The following is a 17,061-nucleotide window of genomic DNA, read 5'->3' as shown; positions in this document are numbered from 1 at the left end:
TGGTACTGCACTCGCGAGGGTGTGGGAGAGTAGGACACCGCCGAACACAACTTCACAACGCGCGAACCCCGAACCCCACGGTTCGGGGTTCCCGCCATTTCAGCGACCCACCACCACAGACATCACGCGACGCGCCAACGCCGAATCCACGAGCCCCTCGAGGCTGACCAAACGGCCATCGGCGTCCGTCAACGGCACCCGCCAATTCGGATACTCATCCGACGTACCCGGCATGTTCACCGGGCGGCGATCGCCCACCAGATCCGACACCGACACCGCCACGAGCAACGACGGCGCAGCCGCCACGAAGCGGTGAAGTGCCACCACCAGATCATCCGGGGAATCGCCCTCGAGAAGATCCCGATCGCGGACCTCCTTACGGAACGCCTCGATCTCGGCCGCCGCGGACCGACGCTCCTCCTCGACGTCGCCGGTGAGCTGGCCGAGCTCTTCACGAACATCCACGTGGACGAGATCGACATACCCGGCCGTCGGGGGAAGATCATGCGTCGTCACCGACGCCATACACAGGCGGCGATACTCCTCCGGCGGAACCGGCTCGTCGTCACGCTTCTCGAACCACATCACCGACGTACCCAACACCCCGAGATCGGACAACGTCTCCCGCACCCCCGGAGCCACCGTGCCCAGGTCTTCACCGACCACCACGGCGCCGGCCCGCGTGGCCTCCAACGCGAGGACACCGAGCATGGCCTCGTGGTCATACCGGACATACGTCCCCTCGGTGGGCGGAGCGCCCTCAGGAATCCACCACAGGCGGAAGAGCCCGAGGATGTGATCGATACGCACCCCACCGGAATCCCGGAGCGCGGCGCGAACGATGTCGCGGAATGGCGCGTAACCCTCCTCCGCCAGAGCATCCGGTCGCAGCGGCGGCTGCGACCAGTCCTGACCCAGCTGGTTGTACGCATCCGGCGGCGCGCCCACCGAGACGCCGCGGGCGAGCGACCGGTTCAGAGACCACGCATCCGCCCCGGTCGGATGGACGCCGACCGCCAGATCGTGGAGGACGCCCAGCCGCATACCGGCTCCGACCGCCTCGCTCTGCGCAAGCCCCCGCTGCTGCGAGACCTGCCACTGCAACCACTCATGGAAACGGACCTCCTCCGCGTGCTCGGTGGCAAAGCGCGCGACGGACTCCGAGTCCGGATCCCTCAGCTCCTCCGGCCACTCGCTCCAGTCAGGCCCGTGCCCGCCGGCCAGTGCGCACCACGTGGCGAACCCCCTCAGCCCCGGCTGTTCGACGGCGAACCGGTCGAACGACTCAGAGCGTCGCGGCGAGAGCGGAACGGCGAAGAGGAGGCGCAGTGCCTCCAACTTCGCGGACCACGACGCGTCCCGGTCGATGGTGTCCTTCTCGTTGGATTCCGCTGCCTCCCGCGCGAGCGCATCGACCCGCGCGCGATCAGCGGCGGGTAGCTCCGCGTATTCGGGCACCAGCTCCGGACGTAGGTACAGGGGAGAGGCGAAACGGCGGGTCGTCGGCAGGTACGGCGACGGACCGACCGGCGGGTACGGCTCGCCGGCATGCATCGGATTGACCAACACGAAATCCGCGCCCGTCTCCCGGCCGGCCCAGCCGCAGAGGTCGCCGAGGTCGGCGAGATCCCCGACGCCCCACGACTGCCGCGAACGCACCTGATAAATCTGCGCGGCCAGGCCGACGGCCCTGCGCTCTTTCAGGCCGCGAGGGACCGGGATCGTCGGCGGGTAGACGAGCAGGGTGCACTCACTCGACTCGGGTTCGCGGTCCGGAACCTCCACCACGGCGGAGACGCGATGCCATCCCGCGGGCAGCGCGGCCGGCACCTGGAGCGTCACCCGTTCGACTGTGACGCCGTCGACCTCACGGGCTGCCCGCGGCTCATCGAGGGGGAGCAGGGTCACCGGGACATCCGTGTCCTCGAGCAGGACCGACACGGTCACCTTCGCGCCGTGCGGGACATGGACCGGGCACCCTATGGCGGTACCCTGACGTGCCACCAGAGACGGCGGCAGAACACGCCGCCAGGGACGCACGCGAACGGCCGCCAGGGCCTCGTGTTCCGAAACGCCGAGCTCGTCGTCGTCGTCGACAGCAACCGGTACGCCCATCGCGGCGAGCACCGCGCGCACAGTGCGGGCGGGGATCTCCCGGTGCACGCCCTGCGCGTCGTCATAACTCGTGGCGACCCCGCACACCTCGGCGAGCTCGGCCAGGACAGGGGAGACGATGTCATTCGCAGTCACGCGGTCCACTGTGCCACCGGCCGCGCAGTCGACGCGCCGGTCGACGAAAACGGACCACACTCCGCGAAGCGCGGCCGCACCACGTAGCCTGACGGAACACGAACCTGTTCGCCCAGAGAAAGAGCGTGGCCCACCCATGACCGAGGCATTCATCTACGACGCCATCCGGACACCGCGAGGTAAGGGCAAGCCCGGCGGTGCCCTACACGGGGTCAAGCCGATCGACCTGGTGGTCGGCCTCATCGAGGAGACGCGCCGTCGGTTCCCCGATCTCGACGAGAACCGCATCTCGGACATCATCCTCGGCATCGTCACCCCGCTCGGTGACCAGGGGATGGACCTGCCCCGCATCGCGGCCCTGGCCGCCGGCATGCCCGACACGGTCGCCGGCGTGCAGATCAACCGCTTCTGTGCCTCCGGGCTGACGTCCATCAACATGGCCGCCCAGAAGATCCGCTCCGGATGGGACGAGGTCGTCTTCGCCGGTGGGGTGGAGTCCATGTCCCGCGTCCCCATGGGCACCGACGGTGGCGCCTGGGCGATGGACCCCGCCACCAACTACGACACCTACTTCTCGCCCCAGGGCATCGGCGCCGACCTCATCGCCACCCTCGAGGGCTTCACCCGCGAGGACGTGGACCGCTACGCCGAGCGCTCGCAGCGACTCGCCGCCCGGGCCTGGGAGGAGGGCCGGTTCGCCAGGTCGGTCGTGCCCGTCAAGGACATCAACGGCATCACCATCCTCGACCACGACGAACACATGCGACCCGGCACCACCGTCGAGGCGCTCGCCGGGCTCAAGCCCTCCTTCGCCATGGTCGGCGACATGGGCGGGTTCGACGCCGTCGCGCTGCAGAAGTACCACTGGGTCGAGGAGATCAACCACGTCCACCACGGCGGCAACTCGTCCGGCATCGTCGACGGCGCCGCACTCGTGGTCGTCGGATCGGAGAAGGCCGGGCAGGAGATGGGCATGACCCCGCGCGCCCGCGTCGTCGCCGCGGCCACCTCCGGTGCCGACACCACCATCATGCTGACCGGGCCCACCCCGGCGGCCAAGAAGGCGCTCGCCACCGCCGGCCTGACCCCCGACGACATCGACCTGTGGGAGCTCAACGAGGCCTTCGCCTCCGTCGTGCTGCGCTTCCAGAAAGACATGAACATCCCCGACGAGAAGCTCAACGTCAACGGCGGCGCCATCGCCATGGGGCACCCCCTCGGCGCGACCGGCGCGATGATCACCGGCACGGTGCTCGACGAGCTCGAGCGCACCGGCGGCAAGCGCGCCCTCATCACCCTCTGCGTGGGTGGCGGCATGGGCGTGGCCACCATCATCGAACGCGTCTGACCCGCACCGACACCACAGCGATACAGGAGTACAGAACCAGTGAGCGACAACATGTTCCGGTGGGAGCAGGACGGCGACGGCATCGTCACCCTCACCATGGACGACCCCGACCACGGCGCCAACACGATGAACACCCGCTTCATCGACGACTTCTCCGCCACCGTCGACCGCATCGTGGCCGAGAAGGACTCCATCAAGGGAGTCGTCCTCACCTCCGCCAAGAAGAGCTTCTTCGGCGGCGGCGACCTCAAGTCCATGATCAAGGCCGGCCCCGAGCAGGCCGAGGAGCTCTACGAGCGGTCGATGGGTATCAAGGGCCGCATGCGTGCCCTCGAGACCTGCGGCGTGCCCGTCGTGGCCGCGATCAACGGCGCCGCCCTCGGCGGCGGCCTCGAGCTCGCGCTCGCCTGCCACCACCGCGTCATGGCCGACGCCCGCGGCGCCAAGGTCGGCCTGCCCGAGGTCACCCTCGGGCTGCTGCCGGGCGGCGGCGGCATCGTCCGCACCGTCCGCATGTTCGGCCTCGCGCAGGCCGTGCCCAACATTCTCATGTCCGGCCGGTCCTTCGCCCCGGACAAGGCTCTCAAGGCCGGCCTGGTCGACGAGGTCGTCGAGCCCGAGAAGCTCCTCGACGCAGCCAAGGCATGGCTCGCCACCGACCCCGAGCCCACCCAGCCGTGGGACCGCAAGGGCTGGACTCTGCCCGGCGGCACGATCGACGACCCCGCGCTGGCGGGCGTCCTGCCGTCATTCCCGGCCAACATGCGCAAGCAGACCAAGGGCGCGCCCGCCCCTGCGCCGCGCGCCATCATGGCCGCCGCCGTCGAGGGCTCCCAGGTCGACTTCGCGACCGCCGAGAAGATCGAGGCCCGCTACTTCGTCTCGCTGGTCACCGGCCCCATCGCGAAGAACATGATCCAGGCGTTCTTCTTCGACATGCAGCACTGCGCCTCCGGCGGAGCCCGCCCGAAGGCGGCCGACGGCTCCGAGATCCCCAGGACCGAGTTCACGAAGGTCGGCGTCCTGGGCGCGGGCATGATGGGCGCGGGCATCGCGTACGTCTGCGCCAAGGCCGGAATGGAGGTCGTGCTCAAGGACGTCGAGCTGGCCGGAGCCGAGAAGGGCAAGGCCTACTCGGAGAAGATCGAGGCCAAGGCGCTCGAGCGCGGACGCACCACCAAGGAAAAGTCCGACGCCCTCCTGGCCCGCATCACGCCGACCGCGGACCCACAGGACCTGGCCGGCTGCGACACGGTGATCGAGGCCGTGTTCGAGTCGCCCGAGCTCAAGAAGAAGGTCTTCCAGGAGATCGAGGGCATCGTGGCCCCCGACGCCCTGCTCGGGTCCAACACCTCGACCCTGCCGATCACCGACCTGGCCACGGGCGTCCAGCGCCCCGAGGACTTCATCGGCATCCACTTCTTCTCGCCCGTCGACAAGATGCAGCTGGTCGAGATCATCAAGGGGGACAAGACCACCCCGGAGACCCTGGCCAAGGCCATCGACCTGACCCTGGCGATCCGCAAGGTACCGATCGTCGTCAACGACTCGCGTGGTTTCTACACCTCGCGCGTCATCGGCACCTTCGTCAACGAGGCGATCGGCATGCTCGACGAGGGCATCGAGCCCGCCACCATCGAGCAGGCCGGCCGGATCGCCGGCTACCCGGCCGCGCCGCTGCAGCTGTCCGACGAGCTGAACCTCAACCTCATGGTCAAGATCCGTCAGGCCACCCGCGAGGCTGAGGAGGCGGCGGGCAAGGAGTACGTGCCCAACTCCTCCGACCGCGTCGTCCTGAAGATGGTCGAGGAGATCAAGCGGTCCGGGCGCGCCGCCGGCGCGGGGTTCTACGAGTACGCCGACGGCAAGCGCGGCGGACTCTGGCCGGGCTTGCGGGAGGCGTTCAACACCTCTCCCGATAACGCCCCGCCGCTGCAGGACCTGATCGACCGCATGATCTTCGCCGAGGTGCTCGAGACGCAGAAGTGCGTTGACGAGGGCGTGATCGTGGACGACGCCGACGCCAACATCGGTTCGATCATCGGCATCGGGTTCCCGGCGTGGACCGGCGGCACCCGCCAGTACGCCAAGAACTACTCGGAGCCGGGCGCCAAGGAGGCCTCGGGCTACAAGGGTTTCGTCGCTCGCGCGGAGGAGCTGGCCGCGAAGTACGGCGAGCGCTTCGCCCCGACCGAGTCGCTCAAGAAGCTGGCGGCCGAGCAGGCCTGACGCCCGCGACCCGCGTCCCGTCCGCCCACGCCCGGCGGCCCGCGCCCCCATCTGTTGTCCCGGACAACGGATGGGGGCGTTCGGGTTTGAGCGCAGTGCGCGGGGATTCGTGAAAGGAAAATACTCCGATAAGTTCCTCCGAATAGACCCTGCGGCGGGACGGCACGTCGCCTGCGGTCGACGCGGGGTTCAGCATCGCGCACTCGGCCCGTCACCTCGATGTCGACCGGCGACCCTACCGTTCGCCGGGCGTACGAGCAGGTCGTACGCAACCCGACGAGGAGAGACGATGCCGTCAGCGAAGACACCGCATCCGCACCGACACCGACGTCGCGCCACAGGCCTGGCGCTCGTCGCCACGATCATCGTGAGCGCAGCACCCGCACACGCACTGCCCACCGGTTTCCTGGGTAGCGGCTCCGTCGACCCGGGTGGCTCGCTCGGCGCCGACGAGGGTGGGTCGCTCGGCGCCGCGCCCGGTAGCTCCGCGCCCGGGACCAACGACGGTCTCTACACGGGATCCGTCGAGGTGGTCGAGGGCGCCGCCGCCGACCCGTCCGTCCTGACCGGGCGCGTGTTCGACGACGCCAACCGCAACTCGGTGTACGACGACGGGGAAGTCGGGGTACCCGATGTGCGGGTCTCCAACGGTCGAGACGTCGTCACCACCGACGACGAGGGCCGTTACGAGCTGCCGGCCTCCGACAACTTCACCGCGTTCGTCACCCAGCCCGCCGGCTGGCAGGTGCCGGTCGACGAGCAGAACTTCGCCCAGTTCAGCTACAACCACCTGCCCGAGGGCTCGCCGGAGCTGCGCTTCGGCGGGCTGGAGCCGACCGGCGATCTACCCGCGGCGGTGAACTTCCCGCTCGCGAAGTCGGCCGCGACCGCAGATCCGCGGCAGGCGTGCCCGATCGCCTCCGATACCCAGACCTACGACATGGAGGAGGTCGGGTACGCGAGCCGCGGCGTGCCCGCCGACCTCGCGGCCCGCGACGACTACGCGGGCTGCGGCATCCTGCTCCTGGGCGACAACGTCGGCGACGACCTAAGCCTGAACCAGCCCGTCAAGGACCTCTACGCCGACGCGAACGGTCCCGTGCGTGCCATCCCCGGTAACCACGACATGGACTTCGACGCGGCCGACGCCACCCACTCCGTCGACACTTATCGCCGCGACTTCGGCGCGCCGTACTACTCCTACGAAGTGGGCGACACCCACTTCGTGGGTCTGTTCAACATCGTCTACAACGGTCAGAAGGCCGACGGGTCCAACGGCGGCTACGCCGAGGCCCTCACGCAGGAGCAGCTCGACTGGCTGCGTAACGACCTGCAGCACGTGGAGCGTCAGAAGAACATCGTCGTGGCCGCGCACGCGCCGATCGTGGACTACCGCGGTGTCACGACCGACAACGCGAGTGCGCTGTACGAGATCCTCGCCGATTATCCCAACGCGGTGACGGTGGGCGGTCACACCCACACGCTGGAGCATCTGTTGGCGGGTGACTCCAGGCAAGAGTGGATCGATGCCGGGATCCCCGAGTTGACCCACGACCAGCTCGTGGCCGGCGCGGTCTCCGGCTCGTGGTACTCCGGCGCGCTCAACGAGAACGGCGTCCCCTACTCGTACACGTCCGACGCCGCCGAGCCCGGTGTCTTGACCATCGAGTTCGACGGACACGAGCGCTCCGAGTACTACACCGTGCGTAACGAGTCGGCCGACCGCCAGTTCTTGACAGGGATCAACAGCCCCGCGTGGCGGGAGTGGGCCGAGGTCTACCAGCAGTGGAAGGACGACGGGGAGCAGGGTGAGGCTCCGGCTCCCGTGGCGACCGACTCCGTCAGCACCGCGGACGTGAGCACGGGCGCGGCGTGGCTGGCGGCCAGCTTCTTCGGCGGATCCACGGACGCCAGCGTCCGGGTGTCTGTCGACGGGGGCGAGCCCGTCGCCGCCGAGCACACCCAGCCGGCGACCGGCGAGGCCCTCAACGTGGGCTGGGAGTACACCGAGACCGTCTCGGGGACCCACAACCTCATCGCCGACGCCGCACTGGGCCGGTCGAGCTCGCACCTGTGGCGGATCGCGCTGCCCTCCGATCTCGAGCCGGGCGAGCACACCGCCCGGGTCTCGGCGACGGACCGATACGGACGTAAGCACAGGACGTCGTTCGCCTTCACGGTGACGGGCTGAACGTTCGGTGGAGTTCTCCTCTGGCGGCGGGGCCACAGCCCCGCCGCCAGAGGGGTGCGGATCCGCTGACACCGCGCCTGGGCGGACCTCAGCCGCGCTCGGACGCGATCCACCCCATCCGTGAGAATGCCTCGGAGAGAAGCTCTTCGGAGCAGGCGAAGTTCACGCGGGCGAATCCCTTGCCCTGAGGCCCGAACGCCGGGCCCGGGCTCAGCGCGACCCGACCCTCGTCCAGGAACACGGCGGCAGGGTCGTCGCCGAGGCCCGGGTACCCGCGCAGATCGATCCACGCGACGAACCCCGCGTCAGGCCGCCGCCACCGCGCGCGGGGCAGATGCTCGGCCAGCAACCGCTCCATGAGGTCGAGATTCGACGCGAGGGCGGCCCGCATGTGGTCGAGCCAGTCGAGTGACTCGGTGAGCGCGGCCTCGGCGGCGAGGGCGCCGAAGTGCCCCACCGCGCCGGACAGCGCCGAACGCGGCACCGGGAACTTCTCCGGGTTGCCGTTGACGACGAACGCGCACTTCAACCCGGCGAGGTTGAACGCCTTGGACGCCGATGAGATCGCCAACCCGACCTCGCGGGCGGTCTCCGACACCGCCAGGAACGAGACGAAGTCCACGTCCGGCATGGCCAGGGGCGCCCAGATCTCGTCCGACACCACCACGGCGTCGTGCCGGGCGGCGATCTGGGCGAGCTCGCCCAGCTCCGCCTGTGAGTGGAGGACGCCCGTGGGGTTGTGCGGATGACTCAACAGGACCGCCCGGGCTCCGCCCGCCAACGCCTGCTCGATGCCCGCCAGATCGAGGCGCGGGTCCTCGCCGTCGTGACCGATCAACGGCACCGCGACCGGTGACATCCCCACGCGCCGGATCCACGGCCCGAACGGCATGTACACCGGCGGCGTGTACACGACGCCGCTCCCGGCCGGAAGGATGCGCGCCAGCGACTCGCGGACGCCGACCCCCACGTCGTTGACCGGGACCACGGTGTCCTCCGGCACCTCGTACCCGAACCGCGAGTAGTACCGCGCGCACACCCCGGCCAGCCGCTCGATCTCCGTGAAGTACCCGGTGTCCCCGTCGGCGACGGCGGCGGAGAGACGATCCCGGATCGCGGGGGCCAGCAGGACGTCGGTCTCGGCGACGAACAGCGGCAGCACGTCCTCCGGGTAGGCCTGCCACTTCTGGCTACGGCGCCTGCGCAGGACGGACTCGGGGACATCCAGGGGGAACGGCACGTGGGGCATCCTTCTCATCCGGGAGCGAGCGGAACCCCCAGGCTACTCAGCCGTCGCGGCCACGCTCGTCAGCTCCCGGGAAGGATCCCCGGCGCCACCCATACGTCGGCATCCGGGGACTGCCTGCCGAGCGGCATCATCGTGGAGTAGGTGGTCGCGGATCCGGTGGGGATGAAGATGCCGCCGGAGGTGTAGTCCCAGCCCATCTCGTAGGCGATGCGGTAGCCGGTCTCATAGGCGGCCCCGGCCCAGGGGTCCGACGAGCCGTGCCACATGTCGGTGAGGAGGGAGAACCGGCGAAGCTCGGCGACGGATCCATCCGGGGCCACCTGCCAACACCGCACACCGGCCAGGTTCCAGTACCCGGTGCACCAGGTGGGGGAGTCCGCCGGGGCCCGCGAGACCACACGCATGACATTCGGCCCCAGCTCCCAGAACCCCGGCTGGTCCGGGCCGGTGGTGGACTGGGTGTCCACGTATCGCGCGTCGGCCGGGATCGGCGCGGGTGGCGGAAAGGGCGCCCGCCATGTCTCCAGGGGGTGGGCCCCGGTCTGCTGCGCCGAGGCTGCGGGCACCGGACCCGTCATGAGGGCGAGCGCGGCGGCCACCACGGCGATGACACGGGCGGTGACGCGGGATGTGACGCGGGAGGACATGCCTCAGTCCACCACGGCCGAGGCCCCCTCACAGGCCGAACGCCCACACGTGAGTACACCGTGACGGGACCGTCACCACGAGTAGCGCAGGGGAAACAGCCCGTTCCTACGGTTGCCCGCACGGGGCACCGGACAGGGGAGCCCACCAGCGGGGAGGGGCCACGCACATGACGCGCTCACGCACGATCGAGAACTGGGATCCGGAGGACCGGCACCAGTGGGAGTCAGGCGGCCGACGCATCGCCGTACGCAACCTCTACTGGTCCGTGTTCGCCGAGCACGTGGGGTTCTCGGTGTGGACCCTCTTCGCGGTGATGGTGCTGTTCATGCCGGAGGACGTCTACGGCCTGGACGCGCCGGACAAGTTCCTCGTCTCCGCGGTGGTCACCCTCACCGGCGCGTTCCTGCGCATCCCGTACACGCTGGCCACGGCCACGTTCGGCGGCCGCAACTGGACCATGTTCTCCGCGTTCGTCCTGCTGATCCCGTCGGGCGCGATGCTGTGGATCATGGCCAACCCCGGCCAGGACCTGTGGTTGTACCTGGTGGTCGGCGCGCTCGCCGGCCTGGGCGGGGCCAACTTCGCCTCGTCCATGACCAACATCAACGCCTTCTTCCCGCAGCGGATGAAGGGCTGGGCGCTGGGCCTCAACGCGGGCGGCGGCAATCTCGGTGTGGCCACCATCCAGGTGGTGGGGCTGGTGGTCATCGCCGCCGCGGGTAACCGCTCGCCGCACTGGGTGATCGCGGTGTACCTGGTCCTGCTCGTCGTGGCCGGGATCGGTGCCGCGCTCAAGATGGACAACCTCGGCCACCAGACCGTCGACGTGGCGAGCATGCGCGACGTGGCCACGGACCGCGACGGTTGGGTGCTGTCGCTGCTCTACATCGGTACCTTCGGCTCGTTCATCGGCTTCAGCTTCGCGTTCGGGCAGATGCTCACCATGACGTTCACCGGCAACGGCGAGTCCCCGGCGGACGCCGCGCTCCACGCCGCGCAGATCACGTTCCTCGGCCCGCTGCTCGGTTCGCTGACCCGGATGCTCGGCGGGCGCCTGGCCGACCGGTTCGGTGGCGCGCGGGTGACGCTGGTGACGTTCCTGGGCATGGCCGTCACGACGGTCGCGCTGATCGTCACCTCGAGCATGCAGGCCTCGAACGGTGGCCGGCTCTCGGGCGGCGCGCTCGTCCTGTTCTTCGCGGCCTTCCTCACCCTGTTCGCGCTCACCGGGATGGGCAACGCGTCGGTGTACAAGATGATCCCCACCGTCTACGAGGCCCGCAGCCGGGGCCTGGACCTGCCGCAGGCGGCGCGGGCGGCGTGGTCGCGCGCCCACTCGGGAGCGTTGATCGGCGTGGCCGGCGCGGTCGGGGCCTTCGGCGGCTTCCTCATCAACATGACCCTGCGCAGCTCGTACCAGTCGTCGGGTTCGGCGACGGCGGCGTTCGTGGTGTTCACCGCCTTCTACGTGGTGGCAGCCGTCGTCACCCGGGCCGTGTACCTGCGCCGCCCGACCGCCGCGCCCGCGCCGGTGGCCACCGGGACGTCGCGGGTGGGAACGGCCGGAGCCGAGCCGGGCGGGGCGGAGCCGGAGCCGGTGCCCGCCGCGCGCTGACCGCCGCCCCCGCCCCAGCACGGCGAGTGGTCACAAACGCCGGTGTGCGCGCGTTCCGACCTGGGACAACGTGGGCGGAACCGACCACTCGGCGGCATGCCGCAGCGAAGGAGCGCGGCGCCGGCGGGGACGCCCGGCCGCGGGGCGGGGCGCGACGAGACCGACGAGGACGACGACGAGGAGATCACCATGACGAGCGTCGACACCCCCCGGGTGACGCCGGACCGGCCGGGCGTACAGGAGCCCGAGCGACCCGGCCACACCCACTGCCCGTACTGCGCGCTGCAGTGCGCGATGAACGTCACGCCCACCGTGGGCGGGGTCGCCGAGGTGACGCCCGAGTGGTTCCCCACCAACCGCGGCGGATTGTGCCGCAAGGGCTGGACCGCCGGAGACCTGCTCGGACACCCGGACCGGCTCACCACCCCGCTCATCCGGCGCGACGGGCGACTGCAGCCCTGCGACTGGGACACCGCCCTGGACCGGGTCGTCGACGGGATCCGGAGCGCGCAGGCGGCCGGCGGGCCGGACGGCGTGGCGGTCTTCGGCGGCGGCGGACTCACCAACGAGAAGGCCTACCAGCTGGGCAAGTTCACCCGGCTCGCGCTGGGCAGCCGGCTCATCGACTACAACGGCCGCTGGTGCATGTCCTCGGCCGCCGCGGCCGCCAACCGCAGCTTCGGCCTCGACCGCGGGCTGCCGTTCCCCGTCACCGACCTCGATGACGCCCGGGCCGTCCTGCTCATCGGCGCCAACCCCGCCGACACCATGCCCCCGTTCCTCCAGCACCTCGGCACCGCGGCCGCGGCGGGCGGGCTCATCGTGGCCGACCCGCGGCTCAGCGCGACCGCGCGGCGCGCCCTCGACTCCGGCGGTGTGCACCTGCGCCTGCGCCCCGGCACGGACGCGGCCCTCGTGCTGGGGCTGCTGCACCTCGTCGTCGTCACCGGAGCCGTCGACACGCGGTACCTCGCCGCCCGCACCACCGGATTCGAGGACGCGTGGGCGCACGCCGCCGCGTGGCTGCCGGAGCGCACCGAGCGCGTCACGGGGGTCTCCGTCGCCCTCCTCGAGCGGGCGGTGCGGCTCCTCGCCGACGCCCGCGACGCCGGCGCCGGCAGCTACATCCTCACCGCCCGCGGTGCCGAACAGCACGCCGACGGCACCTCCGTGGTGGGAGCGGTGATCGCGCTGGCCCTCGCGTTGGGCCTGCCCGGGCGGCCGGGCACCGGCTACGGCACGCTCACCGGTCAGGGCAACGGGCAGGGCGGCCGCGAGCACGGCCAGAAAGCCGACCAGCTCCCCGGGTACAGGATGATCACCGATCCCGACGCCCGCGCCCACGTCGCCGCCGTGTGGGGCGTGGACCCCGAGCAGATCCCCGGCCCCGGACTGTCGGCGTTCGAACTGCTCGACTCGCTCGGACAGCCCGGCGGACCCACCGCCATGCTCCTGCACGCCTCCAACCCGGTGGTCTCCGCGCCGGACGCCGACCGCGTCTCCGAGCGGCTGCGCGCGCTGGACACGCTGGTCGTCGCCGACTTCGTCCTGTCGGAGACCGCGGCGCTCGCCGACGTCGTGCTGCCCGTGCCGCAGTGGGCCGAGGAGGAGGGCACGCTCACCAACCTCGAGGGCCGCGTCCTGCGGCGCCGCCGGTCGATCACCCCGCCGGCCGGCGCGCGTGACGAACTGTGGATCTGGCACGAACTCGCCCGCCGCCTGGACCGCGGGCCCGAGCGCTTCCCGACCGACCCGCGTGCGGTGTTCGACGAGCTCGCCCGCGCCTCGGCCGGCGGCAAGGCCGACTACTCGGCCGTCGACTGGGACCGCCTCGACGCGGGGGAGGTGCTGCACTGGCCGTGCGGCGCCGACTCCCCGGGCGGCACCCCGCGGCTCTTCCTCGACCGGTTCGCCACGCCCGACGGTCGCGCCCGCTTCGTGATCGACGCACCGCGCACCCCGGCCGAACCGACCGACGCCACGTACCCACTGCTAGCGACCACCGGGCGGCTGCTCGCGCACTACCAGTCCGGCGCCCAGACCCGCCGCGTGGGCGAACTCGCCGCGGCCGAACCGCGGATGTGGGTGCAGGTCCACCCCGTCGTCGCCCGCGCGGCCGGGCTGACCGACGGCGCCGCGGCGCGCGTGGTGTCCCGGCGCGGCTCGGTCGAGGCCGAGGTCCGCTGCGACGAGGACATGCGCACCGACACCCTCTTCCTGCCGTTCCACTACGCGGGCACCGGGCGGGCCAACCTGCTCACCCTGCCCGAGCTCGACCCGCACAGCCGGATGCCCGAGTTCAAGGTGTGCGCGGTGCGGCTGGAGGCGGCGTGAGCGCGGCCGCGGTCCGGCGGGCACCCCGCCGCGTGGTGATCGTCGGTGCGGGGATGGCCGCCGCGCGCCTCGCCGAGGAACTGCGCGCGGGCGAGCCCGACCCCGCGAGGCTGTCGATCACCGTGCTCGGCGCCGAGGCGGAGGAGCCGTACAACCGCATCATGCTCTCCCACGCCGCCGCGGTCTCCGGCGCTGCCGGGGGCGCCACCCCGGTGGCACGGCTCAAGCCCGCCGGGTGGTGGGAGCGCCACGACATCACCCTGCGCACCTCGACGCCCGTCGCGGCGATCGACCGCGTCACGTGCGAGGTCGAGCTCGCGGGCGGCGAGCGGGTCGGCTACGACCACCTCGTCCTGGCCACCGGGGCCGCGCCCCGCATCCCGCCCGTCGACGGCATCCGCTCACCCGGCGGCGGCCTCGCGCCCGGCGTGTTCACCCTCCGGGACGCCGCGGGTCAGATAGCGCTGACCGCTCATCTCGCGGCCCACCCGGGGCCCGTCGCGATCGTCGGTGCGGGCTTCATCGGCCTCGAGGTCGCCTGCGCACTGGCCGCGGCCGGGCACGACGTCGTCGTCGTCCATCCCCGCGCCTGGCCCATGAACGGCTGCCTCGACGCCGGCGCCGGCGCCGTCCTGGTCCGCTCCCTCGCCGCGCTCGGCGTGCGGACGGTGACCGACGCGCGCGCCACGAGCTGGGACGGGGCGACGTTGGGACTCGACGACGGCGAGGTGCGCTGCCGCACGGTCGTCCTCACCGCCGGGTCCGCGCCCCGGGCGGACCTCGCGCGTGACGCCGGGCTGGAGGTGGGCCACGGCGTGATCGTCGACGACGAGCTCACCACCAGCGATCCCGCGATCAGCGCGATCGGCGACTGCGCCCAGCACCGGGGCGTCGTCAGCGGCCTGGTGGCCCCGGCATGGGACCAGGCCGTCGTGCTGGCCGCGCGACTGAGCGGCACGGACCCCGGCGCCCGGTACTCCGGCGGCACCCGGGTCACCAGGCTCAAGGCGCACGGGCTCGACGTGATCGCGTTGGGCGAACTCGCCGGGGACGTGTACGGCTCGGCGGGTGGCGACGACGAGGCCGTCGAGGTCACCACGCTGTGCGAACCCGCGCGCGGCCGGTACGCCCGCGTCGACGTGGTGGCCGGCCACGTGGCGGGCGCCGCGTTGATCGGCCACCCCGAACCGATCGGCATCCTCACCCAGCTGTACGAGAACGCCCTGCCCGTGCCGGACGACGTGGTGTCGGTGATCCTGGGGCGCGCCGAGGCGGTGGCCGCTCAGACGCCGTCGACCATGCCCGCCGCAGCGGTGGTGTGCCGCTGCAACGGGGTCAGCAAGGGCGACCTCGTCGCGGCGTGGACCGACGGCGCCCGCGACCGCGACGCGCTGGCCGAGAGCACTCGCGCCGGGACGGGCTGCGGCGGCTGTTCGGCGGCCGTCGACGGGATCTGCGGCTGGCTCGCGGCGGCGGGGTAGGGCCCGGTGGAAGACGTGAGGAACAGAGGAGAAGCGGGCAGTGGAGGAGACGGAGATGAGCGGAGCGACCGGCGGGCGGCGAAACACCCCGGCAACAGAGATCGGCCATGATGGGGGAGTGACCGATTCCGACGTGACCACCGCCGGCACCGATCTCCCGCTCCTCGGGCGCACGGTCGCCGTCACCGCCGCCCGGCGGGCCTCTGAGCAGCGCACCCTGCTCGAGCGACGCGGCGCGACCGTGCTGCACGCGCCGGCGATGCACATGATCCCCATCGCCGAGGACACCGTGGTGCGCGAGGCCACCGAGCGGCTGCTCGCCGCGCCCGCCGACCTCATGGTCCTCACCACCGCCGCCGGCGTGCGCTGGTGGATGCAGGTGTGCGAGGAGTGGGGCCTGGCCGGGCAGCTACTCGAACTGATGGGTCGGATCCCGCTGTACTCGCGCGGTCCCAAGACGACCGGGGCGATCCGGGCCGCCGGCCTGCGGGAGCACGCCTCCGCGGTCAGCGAGGCCAGCCCGGAACTGCTGGAGATGCTGGTCGAGCGGGGCGTCGACGGGCTGACGATCGGCGTGCAGGTGCAGGGCGCGGGTTCCGGCTGGAACCCCATGGCCCCCCTGCTCGACGGCCTGCGGGACGCGGGCGCCGACGTGATCGAGGTGCCCGTCTACCGCTGGGAACTCCCGGAGGATCTCGCCGCGCTCGACGAGCTCGTGACCACGATCGCCCGTCACGGCGTCGACGGCGTGACGTTCACCGCGGCGCCGGCGGTTGTGGCCGTGCTCGCGCGGGCGGACGCGCTCGGGCTGTTCGACGACCTGCTCGACGCGCTGCGCGGCCCCGTCGCCGCCCTGTGCGTGGGCCCGGTGACCGCGGCCCCGCTCGCAGACCTGGACGTGCCGTTCACCTGCCCCGACCGGATGCGCCTGGGTTCGCTCATGAGGCACACCACCGACGAGCTCGCCGCCCGGACGGCGCCGATCGACGTGGCCGGACACGAGCTGACCGTGTGCGCGGCGGCGGTGCTGGTCGACGGCCGACCGGTCGAGGTGACGCCGGCCCAGCTCGCGCTGTTGCGGGTGCTCGCGCGGCGCCCGGGGGCGTGCGTGAGCAGGGACGAGCTGCTCGCGGCCCTGCCTGGCGAGGGCACGGACCCGCACGCGGTGGAGACCGCGATGGGTCGCCTCCGCCGGGCGCTCGGCGTGCCGAACCTGGTGACGACCGTCGTCAAGCGCGGCTACCGGCTCACCATCTGAACAGGCGGGGCGCGCGGCCCGACAGCCGCGCGCCCCGCGAGCTCGCCCTACGCAGCGGTGGCGCGCGCGTGGCGGACCGCGGGCTCGGTCGCCACGTAGACCGTGCCGTCGTCGGCGACCCGGGCGGGGAACACGGAGATCCCGCGGGACGGGTCGTCGAGGCCGCGACCGTCCTCGAGCGCATACGCCTGCTTGCCGATGGGCGAGATCACGGCGGGGACGCCGGCGCGGTCGCCCACGAGCCCGCGGCTCATCACGGCCGCCCGGGCGACGGGATCGATGTTGCAGACGGCGTGGACCTCGCCGTCGTCGAGCGTGTACACCGCCACCTGTCGCCCGTCGGGTAGCAGGGCGGCGACCCCGCGGCCGGGGATGAGGCGGTCGATCGCGCACACGGCGATCTCGGGGGCGGCGCCGGTGCGGGCGGGGCGGGACAGGGTTGCGGTCATGGTGGACTC

At 71.7% G+C, this 17,061-nt stretch carries 11 protein-coding genes; 7 read left to right on the top strand and 4 right to left on the bottom strand.

The window, feature by feature from the left end; all coding sequences use genetic code 11:
• Positions 1-99: 99 nt before the first annotated feature.
• Positions 100-2,250, bottom strand: coding sequence for a 4-alpha-glucanotransferase (gene malQ, locus KHA85_RS14300; RefSeq protein WP_308936964.1), 2,151 nt, complete (start codon positions 2,248-2,250; stop codon positions 100-102).
• Between the two features lie 136 nt (positions 2,251-2,386).
• On the opposite strand from malQ, the gene KHA85_RS14295 reads away from it, so the two are divergent.
• The 3 genes from KHA85_RS14295 to KHA85_RS14285 all read left to right on the top strand — a co-directional run bounded on the left by KHA85_RS14295 (position 2,387) and on the right by KHA85_RS14285 (position 8,018).
• Positions 2,387-3,598: an acetyl-CoA C-acetyltransferase gene (locus KHA85_RS14295; RefSeq protein ID WP_213186314.1), complete on the top strand. Its 1,212-nt coding sequence runs from the start codon at positions 2,387-2,389 to the stop codon at positions 3,596-3,598.
• A gap of 39 nt (positions 3,599-3,637) precedes the next feature.
• A complete protein-coding gene (locus KHA85_RS14290; RefSeq protein ID WP_213186313.1) occupies positions 3,638-5,827 on the top strand; it encodes a 3-hydroxyacyl-CoA dehydrogenase NAD-binding domain-containing protein in 2,190 nt (729 codons plus the stop codon).
• 289 nt (positions 5,828-6,116) lie between these two features.
• Positions 6,117-8,018 (top strand): calcineurin-like phosphoesterase C-terminal domain-containing protein, encoded by a 1,902-nt coding sequence (locus tag KHA85_RS14285; protein ID WP_213186312.1) that lies wholly within the window; start codon positions 6,117-6,119, stop codon positions 8,016-8,018.
• Positions 8,019-8,106: 88 nt separating this feature from the next.
• On the opposite strand, the gene KHA85_RS14280 is transcribed toward KHA85_RS14285, so the two are convergent.
• Positions 8,107-9,267 (bottom strand): MalY/PatB family protein, encoded by a 1,161-nt coding sequence (locus KHA85_RS14280; RefSeq protein ID WP_236885727.1) that lies wholly within the window; start codon positions 9,265-9,267, stop codon positions 8,107-8,109.
• A gap of 59 nt (positions 9,268-9,326) precedes the next feature.
• Positions 9,327-9,914 carry a hypothetical protein gene (locus KHA85_RS14275; RefSeq protein ID WP_213186310.1) on the bottom strand — a complete coding sequence of 196 codons (588 nt, stop codon included), beginning with the start codon at positions 9,912-9,914 and terminating at the stop codon, positions 9,327-9,329.
• A 167-nt stretch (positions 9,915-10,081) separates the two neighbouring features.
• Between KHA85_RS14275 and KHA85_RS14270 the strand changes: the two genes are divergently transcribed.
• From KHA85_RS14270 to KHA85_RS14255, 4 genes are all read left to right on the top strand, one after another.
• On the top strand, positions 10,082-11,530 hold the full coding sequence (locus KHA85_RS14270) for a nitrate/nitrite transporter (RefSeq protein WP_063974132.1): 1,449 nt from the start codon (positions 10,082-10,084) through the stop codon (positions 11,528-11,530).
• 96 nt (positions 11,531-11,626) lie between these two features.
• Positions 11,627-13,864: a molybdopterin oxidoreductase family protein gene (locus KHA85_RS14265; RefSeq protein WP_236885726.1), complete on the top strand. Its 2,238-nt coding sequence runs from the start codon at positions 11,627-11,629 to the stop codon at positions 13,862-13,864.
• Positions 13,861-15,345 (top strand): FAD-dependent oxidoreductase, encoded by a 1,485-nt coding sequence (locus tag KHA85_RS18500; RefSeq protein WP_213186309.1) that lies wholly within the window; start codon positions 13,861-13,863, stop codon positions 15,343-15,345. Before KHA85_RS14265 ends, KHA85_RS18500 begins: the two co-directional genes overlap by 4 nt.
• A 118-nt stretch (positions 15,346-15,463) precedes the next feature.
• A complete protein-coding gene (locus KHA85_RS14255) occupies positions 15,464-16,603 on the top strand; it encodes a uroporphyrinogen-III synthase (protein WP_308936963.1) in 1,140 nt (379 codons plus the stop codon).
• A gap of 47 nt (positions 16,604-16,650) precedes the next feature.
• Here KHA85_RS14255 and nirD read toward each other — a convergent pair whose 3' ends face one another.
• Positions 16,651-17,052 carry a nitrite reductase small subunit NirD gene (gene nirD / locus KHA85_RS14250; RefSeq protein ID WP_213186316.1) on the bottom strand — a complete coding sequence of 134 codons (402 nt, stop codon included), beginning with the start codon at positions 17,050-17,052 and terminating at the stop codon, positions 16,651-16,653.
• Positions 17,053-17,061: the final 9 nt, after the last annotated feature.

It is taken from the genome of Dietzia massiliensis, from assembly GCF_018390595.1.
Lineage (GTDB): Bacteria > Actinomycetota > Actinomycetes > Mycobacteriales > Mycobacteriaceae > Dietzia > Dietzia massiliensis.
The sequence above is the reverse complement of the archived record's forward strand: the minus strand, read 5'-3'. Positions and strand labels throughout refer to the sequence as shown.